This window comes from Micromonospora aridisoli (genome assembly GCF_056150025.1).
Genome location: NZ_JAXCFK010000001.1, coordinates 73052 through 91912 on the forward strand (window position 1 = coordinate 73052; position 18861 = coordinate 91912).

At 64.7% G+C, this 18861-nt stretch carries 12 protein-coding genes; 7 read left to right on the top strand and 5 right to left on the bottom strand.

The features are described 5' to 3' along the window. Window positions 1-4: 4 nt before the first annotated feature. Window positions 5-154, bottom strand: a complete 150-nt coding sequence (locus SM447_RS00330) for a hypothetical protein (protein ID WP_474571262.1) — start codon at window positions 152-154, stop codon at window positions 5-7. On the opposite strand from SM447_RS00330, the gene dpdF reads away from it, so the two are divergent. From dpdF to dpdD, 7 genes are read left to right on the top strand one after another with little or no spacing between them, the layout of a single operon-like run. Further along, window positions 92-2524 (top strand): protein DpdF, encoded by a 2433-nt coding sequence (dpdF, locus tag SM447_RS00335; protein WP_474571214.1) that lies wholly within the window; start codon window positions 92-94, stop codon window positions 2522-2524. The two genes, SM447_RS00330 and dpdF, sit on opposite strands and share 63 nt — an antisense overlap. Next, window positions 2524-3438 carry a protein DpdG gene (gene dpdG, locus SM447_RS00340; RefSeq protein WP_474570684.1) on the top strand — a complete coding sequence of 305 codons (915 nt, stop codon included), beginning with the start codon at window positions 2524-2526 and terminating at the stop codon, window positions 3436-3438. Before dpdF ends, dpdG begins: the two co-directional genes overlap by 1 nt. Next, window positions 3435-6512: an AAA family ATPase gene (locus SM447_RS00345; RefSeq protein WP_474570685.1), complete on the top strand. Its 3078-nt coding sequence runs from the start codon at window positions 3435-3437 to the stop codon at window positions 6510-6512. Before dpdG ends, SM447_RS00345 begins: the two co-directional genes overlap by 4 nt. After that, window positions 6505-7194: a hypothetical protein gene (locus tag SM447_RS00350; protein ID WP_474570686.1), complete on the top strand. Its 690-nt coding sequence runs from the start codon at window positions 6505-6507 to the stop codon at window positions 7192-7194. Before SM447_RS00345 ends, SM447_RS00350 begins: the two co-directional genes overlap by 8 nt. Beyond that, window positions 7187-11611: a protein DpdJ gene (dpdJ, locus tag SM447_RS00355; protein WP_474570687.1), complete on the top strand. Its 4425-nt coding sequence runs from the start codon at window positions 7187-7189 to the stop codon at window positions 11609-11611. The genes SM447_RS00350 and dpdJ overlap by 8 nt, the downstream gene beginning before the upstream one ends. Then, on the top strand, window positions 11608-12138 hold the full coding sequence (dpdK, locus tag SM447_RS00360) for a phospholipase D-like domain-containing protein DpdK (protein WP_474570688.1): 531 nt from the start codon (window positions 11608-11610) through the stop codon (window positions 12136-12138). The genes dpdJ and dpdK overlap by 4 nt, the downstream gene beginning before the upstream one ends. Then, complete coding sequence (dpdD, locus tag SM447_RS00365) at window positions 12138-14291, top strand: protein DpdD (protein WP_474570689.1); 2154 nt, start codon at window positions 12138-12140, stop codon at window positions 14289-14291. Before dpdK ends, dpdD begins: the two co-directional genes overlap by 1 nt. Before the next feature lie 115 nt (window positions 14292-14406). On the opposite strand, the gene dbpB (SM447_RS00370) is transcribed toward dpdD, so the two are convergent. From dbpB (SM447_RS00370) to SM447_RS00385, 4 genes are read right to left on the bottom strand one after another with little or no spacing between them, the layout of a single operon-like run. Then, window positions 14407-15609, bottom strand: a complete 1203-nt coding sequence (gene dbpB, locus SM447_RS00370; RefSeq protein ID WP_474570690.1) for a DGQHR domain-containing protein DpdB — start codon at window positions 15607-15609, stop codon at window positions 14407-14409. Then, window positions 15593-16834 carry a tRNA-guanine transglycosylase DpdA gene (gene dpdA, locus SM447_RS00375; RefSeq protein ID WP_474570691.1) on the bottom strand — a complete coding sequence of 414 codons (1242 nt, stop codon included), beginning with the start codon at window positions 16832-16834 and terminating at the stop codon, window positions 15593-15595. The genes dbpB (SM447_RS00370) and dpdA overlap by 17 nt, the downstream gene beginning before the upstream one ends. Next, a complete protein-coding gene (dbpB, locus tag SM447_RS00380) occupies window positions 16831-17973 on the bottom strand; it encodes a DGQHR domain-containing protein DpdB (protein ID WP_363922005.1) in 1143 nt (380 codons plus the stop codon). The genes dpdA and dbpB (SM447_RS00380) overlap by 4 nt, the downstream gene beginning before the upstream one ends. Continuing rightward, window positions 17973-18857: a hypothetical protein gene (locus SM447_RS00385; RefSeq protein WP_474570692.1), complete on the bottom strand. Its 885-nt coding sequence runs from the start codon at window positions 18855-18857 to the stop codon at window positions 17973-17975. Before SM447_RS00385 ends, dbpB (SM447_RS00380) begins: the two co-directional genes overlap by 1 nt. Window positions 18858-18861: the final 4 nt, after the last annotated feature.

Genomic DNA, 18861 nt, shown 5'->3' on the forward strand with positions numbered 1-18861 from the left:
GCCCTCACTGGATCAGGACGAACTGCTTCGCCAGCTTCTCGTCTCCCCCTCCATGGGCGCACCGGTATTCGAGGACGATCTCTATGCCCGGGTGGCGCAACTCGTCCGCGACGCCAAGAGCGCTGAGCTTGACCTCGCTGTACTCGTTCGGCATCTCCTGCGACGGTGGTCCCTGGTAGCCAATCGGAACGTGCGAGCTAGCGTCTCCCCAGAGATCTCCGCCCGGCTGCGCCGAGTGGCTGAGGTCGTAGGCCTACGAGAGGTCTGGGGCGGCATCTGGGTCGCGCCCGCCTGGCAGCCCAAGTGGCTCGATCTGTCGGGTGAAGCACCGGACGCCGCCGCTGCGGCTGGCACGGAATCGGCGCAACGCTTTCACCAGGACGACCTGCCCGCCGATCCGTTCTTCGAGCGCATTACGGGGCATGTGCGCTACCGCACGGCCGGCCAACGTGCCGCCTGTCGGGCCGCAGTGTCGATTCCAGACGGCAGCAGCATCATCGCCATGCTGCCCACGAGTTCCGGCAAGACAGAGGTAGCGCTCTGCTTGGCGGATCGGTACCCGGACGCGGTAACCCTCATCGTCGTGCCGACTGTGGCACTGGCCTACGACTTCGAACGCCGGTTCCGAGATCACTACGCGCGCAGGAACCCCCGGGTGAACAAGTCCGCCCTGCACTTCGCGTGGACTGCCAGCACGAACGAGGATCTGAGGCAAAGACTGCGGCGTCGGGTCCTTGACGGCACACAACCGATCCTCGTCACCTCGCCAGAGTCCGTCAGCCGGGCACTGCGCTCACTGTTGATCGAGGGGGCGTCTGGCGGTCGCCTGGGAGGCTTCGTCGTCGACGAGGCCCACCTCGTCACCCAGTGGGGGCGAGACTTCCGCCCCGAGTTCCGGACGCTCGCCAACCTTCGCGATGACCTCGTGACGCGGGCCGGGGAAGCAGGCCATCCGAGCCCGACGACGCTGCTGCTCAGCGCCACTCTGGGTTCACACGAACTGCGCGACCTACGGGAGCTCTTCGGATGCGGGGGCACGTGCACCCTGATTGCGGCCAACTCCCTTCGGGCCGAGCCCGATATGTGGATTAGCGACGCAGAGGACAATCAGCAGCGTGAGGAGTGGGTGCTTGAAGCCCTGGCGCACCTGCCGCGACCAGCCGTGCTCTACGTGACCTCTCCGGAAATCGCCCAGCGCTGGCTGACTCGGCTACGCACTGCAGGGTATCGGCGAGTGGCGATGGTTACGGGCGAGACTAGCTCGGACGACCGCGCCCGTGTGTTGGCCGATCTCCGCACCACCGGCGGTCATTCAAGCCAGGTAGACCTCGTCGTCGCCACGTCGGCCTTCGGCCTCGGTATTGATTACGGACATATTCGGACCGTCGTCCATGCATGCCTGCCCGAGACGGTGGACCGGTGGTACCAGGAGTTGGGTCGGGGTGGGCGCGACGGCGATGCCTCGGTTGCGCTTCTGGTGACCGCTCCGCAAGACCGTCGAGAGGCAGCAAGTCTCGGGATTACGGTGCTCACCGCCGATACTGCTCGCGAGCGATGGTCAGACCTCTGGCACCATCGTCGAGAGTTGCGTGGGAGGTCTTTCCTCGATCTGGAAGGCAGCCGCGGTGTCGGCCGAGGATCGTATAACCGCCGCTGGAACGCCCAACTCGTTCAGGCGCTCGTTGAGTTGCGCCGGCTTGGCCGTTTTCAGGTCGACGCGGAGGATCTGGCTGAATTGGTCCGGGACGGCGACGAGCAGCAGGCTGACTGGGCGGCCGTGGAATTGGCTCAGGGCGACCTCGCTACCCCTCACTTCTGGTCACAGGAGTGGACGCCATGGCAGAAGAGGGAAGCAACGCGTTCCACCCAAGCCCTGGAACTCATGGAGTCGGTCGCCAAGCGGGACCTCCGGGCCTGCGAGGCGATCGCGCAGTCGTACCGTCCAGACAACGACCTCTATTCGCTGTTCGGCCAGGCAGCCCATTTCGTCGAGCCCGCCTGGCCGTGCGGGCGCTGCTCGGGTTGCAGAGCCGACGGGGAGACCAGGGCGGACGAACGACCACCGTGGCCTCCCCAGGCCTGGCCGCTCCCAAGCGACATGACCGCTGATCTCGACGACCTCGCGGACGCGGCGGGCGCCCGGGATGGTCTCATCCTCCTCTTGACAAACGACCAGGACCGCGTCGCTCCCCGACTCGCTCGCGCGTTGGTTCGCCGAGGCGTGCGACACCTCGCCGGGGCTGTAGGAAGTCCCGCGGAAGACGGCGACTGGCTGTTTCTCGACCCGTCACCTGTTGCCCCGAGCGACTTGACGCCCTGCTCTTCCTTTGTGGTATGGCCGCCAGGACAGCGCATCCCGAGATCTTGGCTGAGCCCGCGAGCCCGATCATCCCGACGGCTCGCCGCTCCTTCGGCCTTCGATGTGCTGCTGGTGCCCACACGGGCAACCATCGGAGGTCGTGAGGTGGGGCGTGATCTAGCCGGGCTTGACGCCGACACCGCCCTGCACATCCTGGGGAGTTAATGGTGGACTACCTGAAACAGCACATGCTTGCCAGTGTTCCCGCGCTCTTGGTGGTCAGCCGCTATCTGTCGACGCTGCCTACTGGCGTGGAGGAAAACGAACTACAGAAGGTGCTGCGGCCAGAGGCTATTGCCGACAGGCGTAGCGTCTCATCCGGGGGCGACGACGCATCCAACGTCCTCACATCATCTTTGAGTGTCGGCGAGGACCTGGGGCTGTTCGACAGCGAGCGAAGTGGGCGTGGACGACGCCTATGGAGGCTGAGGGACAGCATCCGGGACCAGGTGCAGCGAGTTCCATCCACAGCCTCCCGCAGCTTCCGGAGCCTGGTACTTCGACGGCTCTGCGCGCGTGCCCTCGAAGAGGTCAGGGCTGAAAATCAACCCTCCGACGTCGCGCTCGCCCTGACGTGGATACTGCTGCGGGATCCGCTGGAACCTCTCTCGATGAACTGGGACAAGGGGCCGGAAGCTGCGTTCGAGAACGCCGGCATGCGTAATGCGGTCTCGAACGCCGAGCAGTGGCGAGCCTTCCAGCGCTGGGCCCGGTCACTCGGGATCGCGACAGTCGCACAGGTCAGCAGGCAGGAGGCCTACCTCTTGGCAGACCCGACTAGGGCGCTACTTGATGTACTAGACAAACTTCCCCGACAGGAACGCGCGGAGCAGTGGTTCCAACAACTACATGAGGTCCTGCCCGTGCTCGGCCACCCGGCACTCATATCGGCCCTGCCGCAGGGTAGTGCGCGGGCTCAGGGAATATCCGCATCGCTTGCGCTAGCCACACAGAAGCTCAAGCGTCGAGGAATGCTCGATCTCGCCCCGTCCGCCGACGCAAGCGCTGCAGCCGTCCTGCGGATAGGTGGCCATAGTTGGCGGATCGGCCAGGTAGGTGTTGCGGAGGTGGTCGAATGACCAGCACTATGAAGGGTTTCCGCTGCTGGACGAACGCGGACGTGCGCCAAACGGTCTACTCCGACATCGGAGCACTGCCCAGTGATGCAGACGCAGTCTTTCTCGCCGCGCATACGCCCATGGTCGTGTCACATCCTAAGGGCGAACAACTTCCGGGCGATGGTTTCGACGAACGCCAGGTCCTAAGGGCCCTCCAGGCGCACATAGGAGATCCCGACCGGAACACGCTGATCGCGGTCACCGGTGAATCCGGAGCGGGCAAGAGCCATGTGGTCCGGTGGGTCAATGCGCAGCTAGACCCGGATCCTCGCTACCACGTCCTCTATGTGCCACGGGCAGTGCAGACCATCCGCGAGTTGCTTCGGCGTATCGTGGCCGGTCTCCCCGGGGGCGGCGGGCAGGATCTGATGAACCGCATCGACGCAGCCGTTGGGAAGACGACGCCTGCCGAGTTGCAGGACCGACTGCTGGAGGAGATGCGGCTCGCCCTTACCTGGACGCTCGAGCTAAGAGCAGGGAGTAACGACGAAGACCCGGACAAGCGGAGTGCTCGGGAGGAGCGCAACAGCCTCCTGGGAGAGCCTGATGAAAACGGGAAACGCCGGGACGGGCTGGCCGATCTTCTGGTCCTGCCACAGGTTAACCGGGTTCTCCTCCGGCCAGGTGGCTTACTCGACAACGTCATGCAATCGATCTTCGCGCAGACGTCTCGACGAGACGAACAGCAGGAGCGGTTCGAGGAAGCGGATCTACCACTGCGCGTGCCGGGTGTGCGCCGAGAATTGGCTCTGAACGGCAACCTCCGCGTTCTATGGGATCAGGTTACGCTGGATCCGGAGCCGGCGTTGCGGCTGTTGGATGAGGCGCTGCGCAAGGCTCTGCCCAGGACCATCGGCCTGTATGACCACACTGGCGAGACCCTCAGCCTGCTGTTTCAGCGTTCCCGGCAAGCGCTCCGTAAACAGGGACGCGAATTGGTCCTTCTCTTCGAGGATCTCGCCCAATTCGGCCTGGTCGATGGTGAACTGTACGACCAGTTCGTCATTCAGCCCGGGTCCGACCTGGCTCCACTACGCGTCCTCTTTGCGGTGACCGAGCACCGCTACGCCGACTTCCCAGAGACCGTACAGACTCGCATCACGCACCAGTTCAAGGTTGACACCTTTCCCCTCGATGACCGCGACGCCTTCGTGGCCCGCTACCTGAACCTCGTCCGCCTCGGGCGTAAAAATGTCGAGTCGGCTTGGGCTGCGGCTCGCAGCAATGGAACAAAGGACTGGATCCCCAACGCATGTGATACCCGCGAGGAGGGGTTGCCGTGCCGGTTCCGCAGTCAGTGCCATGCGGGTTTCGGCAACACGGACGTTCCGGGACTGGGCGAGGTCGGGCTCTACCCATACAACAACATCGCACTACGGCGGTCCCTTGAAGCCCGCGGCTCCGACGCAACGCCGAGGCAGATCCTGGACGTCTGCGTCTCGGAGGCGCTCGTTGAGGCGGAAACCCACATCGCCCGCGGTAGCTATCCCCACGAGCGCGTGCGCGAGCGCTTCGACTTCAAGGTTCAACGTGGGAAGGAGATCCTGCTCGGCGGTCGAACCGGTGACGAGGCAGAGCGGCTGTACCGAGCCCTCGTAATATGGGGAGACGAAGAGCCTCTACCGCCGGCCGTTGCTGAGGCCTTCGGGCTCGACAGCCGCGCGGCACGACAGCAGCAGAAGGGGCCGACCATCCCGCCCAAGCGGCGTCCGGAACCACCGCAGGTGCAACCAAGTCCCCTCGCGGACCTCTTCCAGTGGCAGAACGGTGACCGGCTTCCGGATAACCAGGTAGACCTCTACCGGGACATCCTTCATCGTCTCGTGTCCTCGCGCCTCGACCTGGACCAGGACCTGTTCCACACTGCGACGGCGAGCACCCCTGGTGCTGAGATTTTGACAGGCCTCTTCAGCCGGCAAACGTTCGACTTCGGCTCGGACGCTCGTGGTCGATCCGCCGGCACCGGGAAGCTTCGCTTCGAATTACGTCGTACTGCCGAAGACGTCCGGGTCCTGATCGCCGCGCGATGGTTCGTGGATCACGGGCACTGGCTCTCAGACAAGGGCAGATGGCCGTGGCCCCACGGCTATGACCCGGTCGAGATGATGCTCAGCCTCGAAGAGCGGCTGGATTCCTGGGCTGAGCTCGTTCATGCGGCATTCCGGGATTACGTCGGTGGACGGGAGTTGGCGTGTGCTGCGGTAGGCACCCGAGCAGTGGCGCTGCTCGCCGCTGGCACCTCGCCCGACCAACTTCGCGACGTCGGGGTTGTGCTGGCAGGTACCGCCGGAGCCACCGTCAAGAGCACAACGGGTTGGGCGGCAGTAGACGGCGTGGCACATGACGTGCTCCGGGATGTGCGAGCGACTGACCTGGTGGGGCAACTCGCGGCAGTGCGGCAGGGACCGACCGGCAAACCACAACTCATCGATGCCGCCGAGCTTGAGGCAGGACTTCAACGAGTGCTCGCCGCACCGGCAGAGCACCTTAGAACGGTGGCAACGCGATACGTCGATGCTGCACCGGTCGTCGCAAAGGCGGCGCGGGACCTGCTGTCCGCCATGGAAAAAGAAGCTGAAGGCTTCCTGGCGGAGGTGGTCGCGGCCATCAAGGAGTTGGCCGGCGGCCTCGAAGGGCAGGCACCGAGGTCGGTTGCCCAGGCCGCCAAGGAGGTAGGCAAGCGCGCTCTCGACAACCATCTGTTCCGTCCTCATGACGGCTGGCACACGTTCAGCAATGCGCTTGACCGGCTCGAGAACCTCCCAGCTGATCTACCGCTCGACTGGCAGGCAAACCTAGGAAAGTCAGCCGCGCAGGAGGCATTGGACGTCCAGCACTGGGCACGAAAGGCGGTCTTGGGAGCGCGCGACCTTCACCTGGTCCGGCAAGCCCTGGCAGCGACTCACCGAGAGTGCGCCCGCAGCGGAGGGCAGGCCGGCAATCTGGACCACCTGTCGGCGACAGTGCGCCGGAAGCTCAATCAGGTTGAGGCGCTGCTAGAAGCATTGAGTACCGCGGAGGCGAGGAATGGCTGACGCCACGACGTGGATCAGGAAGACGCGTGAAGCGGTCCACCATGCCAGCGATACCCTGCGGCTGGAGAACGACCTTGACAATCTTGGTCAGTTCGATGAGCAGCTTGACGATGCCCTACAGGAGCTAAATGCTCTGGCGCAGGCTGCAGCCCTCGACCGTGGTGACTGGTGGACCGGAGTGGACGCCAAACCGGACCTCTGGACTCAACTGCGGTCGGCACAACGCGAGCTGAACGTACGGCAGTTGGGTTCGGTCGTGCGCCTGCTCAACGAATTCAGGAGCCAGGTGCGGGACGCTGTACGGGACGGGTGGGGCAACCATGTCGCGTCGCAGGCTGGTGATGCTCTCGAACTCCGGGACCTGGTTAAGGCACTCGCCGGCGTTGAGGGTCTCGAGGACGTGGCGCCTAAGATGGATGGGGCCCTCGGCCACCTGGCGCGGCTGCAGCGAAAGCCGCCCAACGCCGATTCGGTGCGGGTGCTCGCCGAGGTCACCGAACTCCTGACACTGCTTGAGCAGCGGCTACCTGCGGCCGTGAAGGGGTTTGTCTCTGCAGCGACAAGGGGCGGCGCCGCCCTCGGCCTCCTCGACGATGACGTGCGGAATTGGCTTGTAGACAACAATGCTTTGCACAACTTCCGGGTGGTGCCGGGGCGGCCTCAGGATGGCAACAGTGGGTGAACCGGCGCTCGAAGCGCTCACGACCATCGAACTACGTGAGGCGGAACTTCTCGCGTGGGGAGCGGTTGGCGCCGAGTGGACCGAAGACGAACTCCTGGCGCTGCTGGCGGGCCACGGCGAACCGACCGCGCTGCTCCGTGAACTGGTCGACGCAGCGCTCGTTGTTCGCTCCCCGAACGGCGGCTACCGGTCCCGCGGGGCCGAGACTGTACGTCTGCTCGCCACTTTGCGTCAGGCATTCTCGGGAAAGCGCGTTACCGACGGCCGGCCGCTTGTCTTGGATCATCGGTTTCTCCACCGGCCACGAAGGCGCCCCAAGCGGGACGTAGCCGCCGTTCAGGTGCTCGCGGAGATCCGTGGGGCGCTGGGTCAGTCGGGCCTCGCCGCGGCGAGGCATCTCATCCCCGAGGCGTTGTCCGGATTTCAGCGGCGTAGCACGGTGACCGTGCTGGAGGCGCTGATCAGCGGTCAGCAGGCGGGAGCGATGATCACTGCTGGGACCGGCAGTGGGAAGTCCTTGGCCTTCTACCTCCCGTTGATCAGTTGGTTGGCGGACCAAACGGCCACAGGGCGTGGGTCACCGCACGGCACCTTGGCTTTGGCCCTGTATCCCCGTAACGAGCTGCTCAAGGACCAACTGCGCACGCTGGTGGGCTACGCAAAGCGCCTCGGCGAAACCGGCCGTTCGCGGGGCGCGACGTTGAGTGTCGCCACCTGGTTTGGTCCCACCCCCGCCTCCGCCTATCACGTGCAGAAGGGCTGGGCCGAGGGCTGGGAGAAGCGCGGAAAGGGCTACCTCTGTCCGTACCTGCGGTGTCTCGAATGCGACGCGGAACTCGTATGGCCCGAAGCTGACTGCCGTGCTGGTGACGAGCGGCTCGTCTGTATCTCCTCCTCCTGTAGGGCGGAGGTGGAGGGGAAGTACCTGAGGTTGACGCGCGATCGTGCACGGCAGCAGCCTGCCGATCTCATGTTAAGCACGACAGAGTCGCTCAACCGGCAACTCGCCGCTCCAAGAAACCTCGGTGCGTTCGGCATTCGTCCGGCGACCCTCGCCACCGTCCTGCTGGACGAGGTGCACACGTATGAGGGCACCGCTGGCGCGCAGAGCGCCCTCCTGCTGCGCCGGCTCAAACACCGGTTGGGCCGTACTCCGGTTTGGGTCGGCCTGTCGGCGACGCTGCGGAATGCGGGGGGCTTTTTCTCCCAACTCGTGGACCTGCCGCCTAGCTCCGTCACGGTCGTCGAGCCAGACGTCGGCGAGTTGGAGGAGTCAGGAGCTGAGTACCTCCTGGCACTTCGCCACGACCCGCATTCCCGAACGGGCACGCTATCCACCACCATCCAGGCGTGCATGGCGCTCGCCCGCTGCCTCGACTCCAGCGTGGATGACCCGTTCAACCCACCGCCCTCGTCCGGCGGCGCTTTCGGGAGTCGGCTGTTCGCCTTTACCGACAAGCTTGACAGCACCAACCGCCTCTATTGGGATCTGCTGGACGCCGAAGGGTGGAAGTGGCCCGGAAAGAAGCTCACACGCCGGCCGCAGACCCTCGCTCACCTACGCGGCGAAAAGCAGGGAAGGATGGGAGCGGACCGCCGGGAGGCCGCCGGTGACCGCGATCCAGACGGGCAATGGTGGTGGCTGCCAGACCACCTTGGTCATGGTGTCGAGGCTGACCGACCATTGCAGATCGGGCGCACCAGTTCGCAGGACCGGGGAGTCGCCACCGGAGCCCAGGTGATCGTCGCGACCGCCACCCTAGAGGTCGGGTTTGACGACGACCGGGTGGGCGCGGTCCTGCAACACAGGGCACCACACGACGCCGCCCAGTTCCTGCAGCGCAAGGGCCGCGCGGGACGTATGCCGTCGATGCGGCCGTGGACAGTGGTGGTGCTCAGCGACTGGGGCCGGGATCGCCAGGCGTGGGACGCCTATGACGCCCTATTCGACCCAGACCTACCGCCGCGAAACCTTCCCATCGAGAACTTCTACGTTCTGCGAATCCAGGCGGTCTATGCACTACTCGACTGGCTATCCATGGAGTTGGACTACTCCGGCGGCGGTTCCACCTGGGAAGACCTGGCAGGCCCTGCCTCGGCACTGTTTGGCGAGAACCCAAACAAGCAGACCGAGGTGCGTAGCCGACAGGCTGCTCTGTCGGCCCTGCTCGATCGGCTGTTGCGGCCCGGTCCGGAACGAGAGCGGCTCCGGCGTCACCTACGGGAGGCGCTCGCCATCGGCAAGGGCGAGTGGGCGAATTCTGTGGTCGACACCCTTCTATGGGATTCGCCTAGGCCTCTGCTGCTGGCCGTAGTGCCGACGATGCGTCGTCAACTACGGGACCAATGGCGCGGCGAGGAGCCACTTGAGGACGATGCCGGGCTGCGGACGCGCACGCCTCTGCGGCAGTTTGTGCCGGGCAATCTCTTTGACGATCTCCTGGTCCCGGACGTCGAGTTGCAGGTGCCGGGGCGTGGTGGCGAGGTGGAGGTCGCGCACCTCCCGGCGCTGAGAGCGCTGAACGAATTCTGCCCGGGCAACGTGAGCAGGCACTTCGGTGTGTGGGCGACGAACAAGCGGCACTGGCTGCCGCTGCCCACCAATGCTGCGGGGGAGCAGGAATTGCTGGTCGACGTGGGTAGCACCTACCGTGCTGCGCTGGTGGACCTGATCGACGATGGCGACGACCGGGTCGCCGTCTACTCGCCGGCAGCAGCAACCCTGGAGCCTGTCCAGGACAGCGTCCGGGACGCGTCCAGTGTCCGCCCTGATTGGCGGTTTCACGTGTCGACCCTCGGCGTTGGCTCCCCAGTCCGGCTGGCCCGGGAAGTTAGCCGGTTGCTCGAAGCGCTCACCGCTCACCTCCACGTCCAAGGCGGTGGGATCCGGACCGTGCGGTACGCCAGGACCGCACGCGGGACGATGTGGGAGCCCCGTCCTCGACCGGTCACCCTCAGCTTCGGTCTTGCCGGAGAGCAGGGGTGGCTGCCGGCAGCCGTGGGTGTGGATGTGCAATGCGACGCCTTGGAGAGCAGGGTCAGGATCCCCGACGACATCCAGCCTCCCACACCCCAGGAACGGTCACAGCGCCTACGTCACCGGCTCGAGGTCGAAGCTGACCTCCCGAACGACATGTCGGTCTTCGACCGGGACACCCTCGTCGACGTGGTACTGCTGGCAGCCACATCTGAGAAAATCGAGAGTGGGAAGCCGTTGGACGAGCCAGGCCTGGCGGGTGGGTTGCGGCAGGCAGCCGAGACGTTGGGACTGACCGCACTCTACGAGACCGGCGAGCCGAACGATAACGACGAGCGACGCTGGGAGAGTTGGCTCGGCGACCCCGCCGTGCTCTCTGCTGTGCACGACGCGTTGCGCGAGATTACGGACAATGATCGGTCACCCGCGTGGACCACCTGGTGGAAGCGGCGGTTCACCCTGTCAGCGGCCCAACTCGCCCTGGCTGCGCTCTCGACGCTATGCCCGGGGGTCGACACCGATGACCTCATGGTGGACCTGTCGCCCGAAGACGACGCCGTGTTCTGGATCTCTGAGCCCTCGCCCGGTGGGACAGGGCACGTGGAGGCGTTCCAGCGGATACTCGCCGAAAATCCGGAGGCGTTCGCTCATGCGCTCGAGGACGCGCTCATCCCTTCGGAGACCGAGACGATGGACGAGGAACTCAGTCTGCTAGTGCGCACGGAGGCAGCTGATGTGCGGACGGCGCTTGACCGGCTGCGGCTCTCTTGGCGTAACGGTCACGCTGTCGTCGCCGGAGCAACCGAGCGCGTGGACGAAGCGGCATATGCGCACGGTCTGGCCCTGGGCGGTGCGGCTCGCTCCGCGCTGAGCACCCGTCTTGCCGGTCCGGGTGCCCATTCTCGCCTCTTGTCGGAGGTCGCGTCGTGGCTGGATCTACGGGATCGGGCTGCCGAGCAAACTGGGATTGAGGTGAGTACCCGGACGCTCGGGGCGCTGGTGGCCGACCACGTTGACCTCGACGAGGTGCTGCACCTTGGAGCCGGGGTAACTGCACAGCGGCGGGCCCGCGCGGTATCCAACGTGCTGTGGCCGTGGGGTCAGACCGCCCAGCCGACTGTCTCCTCAAACCCCTATGCCCCCCGCCTCGCGCCGTCGTTTCCCCTTGTGCGGGACCACGTGGACCTCGGACCGGTCGTGATCGACGTCGCGCCGTGGGATGACAAACGGCGTAAGGAACTCCATGAACTGCTGATCGAGCACCGTGAGGTGGCGCTGCAGGTCGGACACGCCGATCGGGCGATACTGCGATCCGTTCTCCTGGGGCTACAGACCGAACCGGTCGAGGTCGGGGCGCTCCTGTGTCATCCGGTGGTTCTGGGCGTACGGAAGACCGTTCACTTCCTCGAAGCCCGGGTGCTGCTGCGGGAGGCGCCGTGAACAGGGTGATTCGTAAGTCCAAGGCGCAGAGCGCGAGCGAGGTATTGGACCTGCTCGGCGCGTTGATCGCTGCGGAACTCGTCAGCCCTAGCAAGTGTCTGTGGCTGGTGTCGCCGTGGATCTCCGACGTTGAGGTCGTCGACAACCGCAGTGGCACCTTTCCGGCCCTGACCCGTTTCGGACGCCGGCGGATTCGGCTGGCTGAGGTCCTCACCAGCCTGGCTGCAGAGGGGACGCGGGTCGTGATTGCCACGACGTCCGACGCTCACAACGACATCTTCCGCCGCCGCATCGGACGGCTCATTGTGGATATGCGGGTCATCGACCAAGTCACGATGGTCGTGGACGGCACTCGCGGCCTACACACTAAGGCGCTGACCGGGGACGATTACGCCCTCGTCGGCAGTATGAACATCACCTACAGCGGCATCCTTCTCAACGAAGAGCAGGTGGAGTTGAGGCGCGATCCCACCTACGTCGCCCAGGCGAGGATGGACGCCTTCGACCGCTTTGGGGGTGTGCTGTGATGGTGCTGGAGGCGCTGCAGCACAGCATCGGAGACACGGCCCGCTTCAAGGGGCTACGCCAGCGTGTGGAACTGCTCGTAGAGGGACAGGCGAAGGACTGGGTCAGCGGCTCCAGTGGCTGGTTGGTCATCCCACTCCACCGCAACCCTCACGGGTTTTACCTGCTGTCCGAGGACCGGGAGGGGCATCGTCGAGGGCGTGAGGTGTTACAGGCGTTCCTCGGTCCAGCGGCCGCGACCATCGAGGCGGTCCAGTTCTCTCCGACCGCGGAGCAGGCCGATCGGTCCCTGCAGGCGGCGGGCTTGGTGCAGCTGTCGTACGTCCGCCGTGCCACTGTCACCCCCGGGGAATTGCTCGATCGCCTGGAGGACGCTGTCGCGACCCTTAGGGGGAGGGACGCACGGGTGCGTCCGATCCGGCCCTCGCATGTCGACCTGCTGCGTGACTTCCGACTTGCCCTATTGCAGCGAGACAGTCGGCTCGCCGATCAGGCGCTGGAGGACCTGCGCCTCACCGGGCAACTCAGCGCCGAGAACCTCCGATTTTTAAACACCGAACTTCTCGGCGAACTGGGGCGGTGGCGCGAGCTCCGGGCGCTGCCATATCTGACCGAACTGTTGCGCACGCGCCGGCCCCGTAGGGTTAACGAGGTCCTCCTCGAAATGCTCTGGTGGACCGAGGTAGCCGACCTGTGCACGGCAGGTCTCACCCCACAGCAGGTATACGAGAACGCCCAACTCGGCGCCCGCTACGGTGTCCTCCTAGCTGCGGTCGACGTCCCCGCGACCTCCGGCGGCCGTGGGGTCGCCGCAGTCGACGCGTTGACGCGGGGGGACGGTGAGCGATTTCAGCGACTGCTGCACGCCGCTGACGGCGCCGAACGGGAGCGCCTGTACCGCCTAGCAGCGATCGCGCAGGCTGCAACGCAGCCGACAACGAGTGGCGGCGACGACGTTCGAGTGTTGTTCGAGGGTGGGCAGTACGATGAGGTCATTCAGGCCTTCCTCAATACCGCCGAACCCGATATCGCGGAGTTCGCTGTACAGGCCGTCCTCGACAAGCAGGACAGCGGCAACGGGGCCGCTGTACTCGAGATTGTCCAGACACTCGTTCAGCAGGAACGGTTAAGCCTCGACCGGCGGCTACGCAGGGATATTGATGACCTTTGCCGCCTCGTCGACGGTGCCTGTGACGGCTGGATTGACTGGTGTTCCCGGTTGAGCCGGGACGAACGCTGGCCAGAAGCGGCGGAGGTCCTGCGTACACAGCACGCGCAATGGGAAAATCTGCAAACGGTTTCGGCTTCCAAGCTCAGTAAGCTCGCGGACGACGTTTTGGATGCCTGGGCAGGTGTCAACACAGATCAGGTGGCCATGGTTCTTGATCTCCTGTGCCTGGCCGCTGCCGATGCTGCTAGAACAGGACAGGGGGCAGAGTTTTGTGACACTGTTCTGGAAGTGCTAGCGGACCAGCAAAACATGAGCAGACCGGTACGTGAGGCGTACCTGATTCTGCTTGAGCAGTTGCTGCAGGCGGCGCCAACAGCGGATCGTTACCAGGAGTTGCTGGACCAGGTGGTCAGCGTCTGGCGACGGGCGGCATCACCGATCGTCTTCGACTGGGCGCTGGCTCTCGTCGATGTCCTGCTGAATTCTCCTGCTCCGGACACCGGCAGCCGGGCTGCAGCCGTAATCGAAGTTCTGGGCAGAGGGCAGGACTTCCAGAAGCGGCTTAGCCTGAGGCAACGCTCAGAGTTGCAAGCACTGGCCGAAGAGCTTGGCCTGCCGCTCCAGTTTGTACAAGAGCCGACGGGGGAAACAGAGGAACTATGGCGCCAGCTTGACGGTCGGACGATCGGTCTCTATTCTCTTCTGCCGCGAGCCGCGGAATCGCTGGAGAAACGCCTGTCTCGACTTTGCTCGCCTAAGGCAGTTGAGGGAAATGCCGACACAGTTTCCACCGGTGCACTACAGTCGCTCGCTCGTCGCGCTGACTATCTGATTGTGGACACCTGGCATGCATCACATGCAGCCACCGGTGCCATCGACGCGGTGCGCGCAAGGAACCGGCAGATCCTGCCCCAGGGTCGCGGCGTGACGGCGTTCCTGCAGGCATTGGAGCAGTCGCTCACTGTGGCTTCAACAATTAAATAACGTCACAGTCGTTGGAAGCGCTGCTGACTGCATTCAAGGGAAGTATTGCGCTGGTGCGGTACTAGCGCTCCAAAGCGTGGGACCGCACCAGCGCTCTAGCGGAGCGAGTGGTGCTCTAGAAAAGCCGACTCGACCGGTCGTGTCGTTTCCCCTGCTTTGCGTAATAAGTCGAGAGCAGGAAGTCGGTGATCCTTTGGATGTCGCGTGGGGTGTTCTGGACGTCGTTCCACCGTCGAGGAATGCCGTCGCCCAGATCCCAGGTGCCTTCGGTCCAGCGGCAGTAGTCCTTCACCGTCTTCAGCCCAGCGGCGAATCCCTGGACGTCGGGGACGTCCTCGCCACTGCCGTTCGTGTCGGCGATGGCATCCATCAGGTACCCCATGCTGATGATCCCGGCGCCGTGCATCAGCCGCGACTTGCGAGGGGGCTTGCCCCACGCATCCTCACCGAACACCTCCCGTACCGCTGTCCAGAAGTCGCTAAGTACCGTCACCATCAGCCCGATGTTGGGTAGCGTGCTGTCGCTTCCGCGGAACCGGTACAGAACTCCATCCGAGATGCTGTTCTCAAGCATGCGTAGCATGGAGTTGTCCTTGATGACGCCCGTCGGATTCGTTGGCGTCTGAATCATATGACGCAGCGGTGACCGCTCGTCGAAATTGAGCCGCTCGAGAACCGTCGCGGGGAGTTGCCGTACGCGTAGTTGGTTCGGTAGCGGGCCGGAGGCTGCCGGAAGCAATTCGTGGATCAGGCCCTTGGGAAGCGGCTTCGTAGAGTTGACCAGGATGAACTGCGACCGGTGGTCGGCCTGGTCGGCGGTGATGAAGGCAGTGACGCAGATGGGGAAGGCCGTGACTTCCGCGTCGCGGATGGCCGCGCAACGCTGCTGGCCGTCCACGATGAAGCCAGGCTTGTCGGCCTCCTCCCAGTCCTCGCTCACAGGTACCAGGAGGGTTCCCATGCGGACGTAGCCGGGTCCGTCGGTAGTGGTGTCGTCGGAAGGGACGAAGCGAACTCGGTCATCGAAGGCGACGACGATCGCGTTGGGCAGCAAGGGGCTGTCGTCGGACTCCACGTAGCGGCGGATCGCCGCCACGTGGGCCAGGACCTCGGGCCGTTGGTAGCCGTGCAGTTGCTGCTGGCTGTCGCGTCGGACCCGCGATACGGCGGCGAACGACGGGACTTGCTTGCCGTCCACCGCAAAGGTGTAGAGACGCCGGTTCGGGCCCTGCCTGATCTCGAGAGCTGGAAGATGCAGCATCTGCCTGTGGCTCTTTGCCATGGCGCTCTCGTCTCCCTGCTTAGTCACGGTCGTCATCTCCAAGCTGCCGGCGCAGTCGCCGCCCGAATACGTGTAGGTTGTGGAAGCCGCGGCGCTTGTTGCGTTCCGCCCCGCGGAAAATGATTGTTTCGATGCCGGCCTTGTTACAGATCGAGCAGTCGCAGGCCTGCCACGGCCGATTCTCGAGTGTTTCGCGGTACTGACTGCTCCTGTCCGCCTTGCCGTCCCATACCGCGCTGTAGGCGACGAGTGCCTCTAGGGCGACCTCTACGTCGACCTCGCCCCTGTCGAATTCTCGAAGACGTGTAAGTGCGGCGCGTTCCAACTGCATGGCCCGCCCTTGGCTGATCTCGCCTGAACGAATCCGTGCCTTGAGCTTCGCGTTGCCGTCGACCTGGGGGACGCGGAGCGCCACGTAGGTCCGGTCGAGCGCGTAGTAGTTGTCCCGGTCATCCTTGAACGCCTGCCGGAAGGGCGACGTGCTGTCGAAACTCGTCACGCTGTGGCCGGCGAAGGTGGGGATCTCGTCGACGCGGCTGATACCCAGGAGATGCAACTGCGTGTCGGGCTCGCGTACGTCGTCGATGGCGCGGAGGCAGGCGAGGATCTCCTTCGTCTTCAGCGGAACCATGCCGCCGACCGCAATTCGTCGATACCCGATCCGTTGCAGTTCCACCACCGCATAGGCGTATGACTCCGGGCTCCAACCCTGAGTCACCCCGAGAGGCGTGAAGTGAACGTCGCTTGCTGAACAGCGTAGCCAGAATTCTGCGGCAAGGTCGAGCGTGATCTGCTGCCGGCGGACCCACTCCTTGGCCGCCTCGTCGATCCGGAGGACCTTCGGCTCGTATTGAAAGATGACGTGGTCGACGGAGATGCCGTAGTCGAACCCGCACCCCTCGTAGAAGCCGATCACCTCTTCGACCGTGTAGGGCGGGTACTCCTCGCCGACGTACGAAAAGGCTCCACAGTCGCCCATGATCTTCAGCGGGGCGCTGCCGTTGTCGAGGCGGAAGAACTTCCGCGCCCCTTCCCGGTACAGCCTGTGGCGCTGGGGCAGGGTGTACTTGCCGGTGCTGGAGCCGGCGGTCCCGTCCACGATGGCTTTGGAGACCAGGAGGCCGTTGAACGGCGGCGGCTTCAACACTTCGTGGGCGTACAGATCGTCGCGTTGGCGTACCCGGAACGGGTCGCGTTCCTCGGTAAGGAAGTTAAACGTGGGGTCTACCTGGTCCTGGCTGTCGGGAAAGAAGAACTTCATCGAATTCCCGCCCGTTCGTTCAGGTAGACGCGGATTAGGTAGTTGGACAGCTCCTGTACGTGTCGGGATACGTTCTCGATTTCGTTCCAACGAAGGTTGAGCTCGCCCCACGTTCCTCCCGTCCACTGACAGTGCGGAGCGATCACTGCGAGGTGCTTGCTGACCAGTTGTGGCGCCTCGGGGAGGCGGGGGTCCACAGTGCCCAACACCCTATCCATCAGTCGTCCCATGGCCCTTATGCCCGCTCCATGCATGAGGCGGCTCTTGGTGGGTGGCTTGCCCCATGCGTCAGGAAAGGTGTCACGGACCGCTGACCAATAGGTGCAGAGTGCCTGGAGGATCCCGTCGAAGTCCGTCTCGTTGCGGGCGACGTCGCGGTAGGGGAAGAGGCAGCCGGCCGGTGAGGTGAGGCTCTCCTGGATCATCTCGACGACGAGGGTGTCTGTGATCACGGCGTTCGGTGCCTGCTGGCGGTTGGTTGACGCCCGTTTGATCAGCCCGTAGAAGGGCGATGCCTTGTCGGCATTCAAGACGTCACACAGCGCTGAGGGCGCCTTCTTGATGGCGAGTCGCGGGGGTAGTGGGCTGTCGACCTCCGGCAGTAGCTCGGTCACGAGGCCCCGCGGTAACGGACGGGTGTTGTTGATCCGTAGGAACTGGTCGCGCTGGAACCCGACGCTGTCCGCGACAAATGCGGTTACCGGTACCGGAAACTGCTGCCGCTGGGTACGGGACAGCGCGAGAGCCCGCTGTTGCCCATCGACGATCCAAGCGGGCTTGGGCTTGCCGGGTTGCGGCAAGGGAATGCTGAGCACCCCGGAGGTGGCGAGTCCGTCCCCGGCGCCCGGTCCTCTGCTCGACTGGAACCGCACGTTGGAGGACAAGGCCAGGATGATGGGATTGGGGAAGACAGCGGCCTCGGTGTTGAGGTAGTCGACGATCTCTTGAATGTGCTTACGCACCTGTGGGCGTTGGTAGCCGATGAGCTTCCCGGCGTCGTCCCGACTGACCCGGGAGATGTCCGCGATTTGCAGGACCTCTTCCGCTTGAAGTGCGAAGAGATAGAGGGCCGGGGTGCCGGGCTGGGCGATTCGCAGAGCACGGCGCGCTACGGTCTTGGAGTCGTGTGCGGGGGGCATCAGCGGCGCACGTCCAATTCGATTGCGTCGAAGATTTGCTTGAAACGTCCCTGCTCACATGACTTGCCGGAGTCCCGTAGCTGTCGGAGCAGGCGCGTTGCCGAGGTTGGTCCGGCCGCTGCGAGTGGCCGGATGAAAGCCTTGACCTCATCGTCGGTCATTCGCTCGCGATGAGCTCTAGGTGCTGGCGAGGGCGCTGTGGCGGCCAGTTCATGAGCCAGGGCGCGGAGGTGGGAGCGGCGGTGGGTGTCGGGATCCGCGGTAACGAGGCCGAGGAGGCGCTGCGCTACCCGGACGTTGAGGGCGAGCAGGCTGCCGCCGACTGCCGGCCTCATTTGAGCGGTTACGCCGACGACGAGCTCGTCCAGGTCGGGATCCGCCTGGGCCGGCCCGACGATCGTCAGCCGTTGTGGGTCGCTTACCTGCCCCGCCGCTCTACGGAGATCGTCACTGCACGCCCGAAGATAGGTGTCCGACAGGACGGCGATGATCGTGTCGTCGGGGTTCGTGCAGGCAAGGTCGTAGAACGACCGCGGCGCGCCGGGTTCTGGGCCGACCCATTCACTGAGCCCGCGCCACCAGTCGCGGTTCTCGGCCGCCCTGCGCCCGACCGAGTCTGCCTCCCGCGTCGTGAAGGTCGCGGCATAGGGACGGATCTGTGCGGTGGCGGGAATCAATCCGTAACCCGCCGAGCAAACCCAAAGTTCCGCTTCCGCGCGTACCGAGGGGGCCAGTTGACGTGCCGCTGCCCAATGCTCGCCGGCATAGAGTGAGGCGGCGGCAGTGGAAGGTTGGCCGGGTTCGGATAGTCGTCGAAGCCACTCCGCAAGCCTTTGCCTCGGCAGGTACTCTGAAAGGGCTCCGACGCGCAGATCGGCTGGCACCGCG

Excerpts from the sequence above, each read along its gene's own strand:
- SM447_RS00330 (WP_474571262.1), bottom strand. The coding sequence starts at position 154 with ATGCCGAACGAGTACAGCGAGGTCAAGCTCAGCGCTCTTGGCGTCGCG.
- dpdG (WP_474570684.1), top strand. The coding sequence starts at position 2,524 with ATGGTGGACTACCTGAAACAGCACATGCTTGCCAGTGTTCCCGCGCTC.
- SM447_RS00345 (WP_474570685.1), top strand. The coding sequence starts at position 3,435 with ATGACCAGCACTATGAAGGGTTTCCGCTGCTGGACGAACGCGGACGTG.
- SM447_RS00350 (WP_474570686.1), top strand. The coding sequence starts at position 6,505 with ATGGCTGACGCCACGACGTGGATCAGGAAGACGCGTGAAGCGGTCCAC.
- dpdD (WP_474570689.1), top strand. The coding sequence starts at position 12,138 with ATGGTGCTGGAGGCGCTGCAGCACAGCATCGGAGACACGGCCCGCTTC.
- dbpB (WP_474570690.1), bottom strand. The coding sequence starts at position 15,609 with ATGACGACCGTGACTAAGCAGGGAGACGAGAGCGCCATGGCAAAGAGC.
- dpdA (WP_474570691.1), bottom strand. The coding sequence starts at position 16,834 with ATGAAGTTCTTCTTTCCCGACAGCCAGGACCAGGTAGACCCCACGTTT.
- dbpB (WP_363922005.1), bottom strand. The coding sequence starts at position 17,973 with ATGCCCCCCGCACACGACTCCAAGACCGTAGCGCGCCGTGCTCTGCGA.